This is a genomic window from Succinivibrio sp. (genome assembly GCF_045124615.1).
GTDB classification, from domain to species: Bacteria; Pseudomonadota; Gammaproteobacteria; order Enterobacterales; family Succinivibrionaceae; genus Succinivibrio; species Succinivibrio faecicola.
Map to the genome: position 1 here is coordinate 1 of NZ_JBGVMC010000168.1, position 1,151 is coordinate 1,151.

The 1,151-nt window shown below is 31.0% G+C and carries 2 protein-coding genes; both read right to left on the minus strand.

Going from position 1 to position 1,151, the window contains the following annotated elements; all coding sequences use genetic code 11:
- A partial coding sequence (locus ACJML3_RS04440) for a biotin/lipoyl-binding protein (protein WP_406020962.1) occupies window positions 1-231 on the minus strand: 231 nt, incomplete at its 3' end.
- An 85-nt stretch (window positions 232-316) separates the two neighbouring features.
- The gene (locus tag ACJML3_RS04445; RefSeq protein WP_406020964.1) at window positions 317-934 is read right to left on the minus strand and encodes a TetR/AcrR family transcriptional regulator; all 618 of its coding nucleotides are present in this window, start codon (window positions 932-934) and stop codon (window positions 317-319) included.
- Between the last annotated feature and the right edge of the window lie 217 nt (window positions 935-1,151).

The window sequence follows — 1,151 nt, forward strand, 5'->3', positions numbered from 1 at the left end:
TTCCTCTTTACGATAACCTCTTTCATATAAAGATAGTTTGGCACTGACTGCTTTACATTTTGCCTTTGTTATTTCAAGCTGATGGGATAGCTCATCGCTGTTTAATACAGCAAGAATATCGCCTTTATTTACTTTCTGACCTTCTATAACGTTTATAGAATCGATTTTTCCTGCTCTTTCAAAGGATAAAGCACTGGCTTTGAGGTCGACATAACCGTGTGCTGTGTACATATCCTCACCATTGCGTGAAAAATACACAAGACTAGCTATGCATACGATAAATCCTGCAATAAAGATAATTATTAATTTTTGTTTTTTATGTGTCATTTTTTATATGCAGATCCTTATTTAATTGCTCTCTTGAGAGCCTTAAAAATTCAGGTAGCTGAATAAAAGGAGAATCATTTTTGAATATGACGTTCAAAAACTGTGAGGTTAAGTGAAGAGAAAAAATCAGATAAGCATAGATTTTCTCTTCTTCCTCTGTAAAGTTAGCCTCTTTACAAAGTGTATGCCAGGTTCCTAGAATCTTTTCTATAATCTGTTTTCTCATAATCTGAGCAACTTTTTTATTTTTGCAGGCAAGGTTTGTTATGAGAACATAAAATGGATCATCTCTTTCATGGTCAACAGTTAAAAAAACTTTTTCTAAAACATTCTGCAAAAGTTCTATCTTTGAGTTACCCTTTTTTATCTTGCCTTCAAAAAAAGTGTTTGTTTCCTCTGAAATTCTGGCGATCATTGCTTTTTCAAGAAGATCGTTTTTATCTGTGAAATACAGATAAATTGTACTTCTTGCAATATTGCAGTCTTTTGCAATATCTGAAAAAGTGGTTGATTCAAATCCCTTTTTCTCAAACAGTTTTAGTGCACTGTTTATTATTTCAGTAGGTCTATTCTCTTTGTCACGTTTTGATGTTTTTCTAACAGTCATAATAACTTCTTGAAAATAATGCCATAACTACTTTTAATATAGAAGAAAATATCCGTTAGAACATACATTTAATTGTATTTTGTTAAGTTGAAAATCTTTTATGTTTGTTATTTGTAACGAATAGCTTATTTATGCTGAAATGTATAAAAAAGATGAATTTTTTTTACTTTTAGTCTTTACAAAGGCCTGCAAATTGTTGATAATACTCGGGCAATTC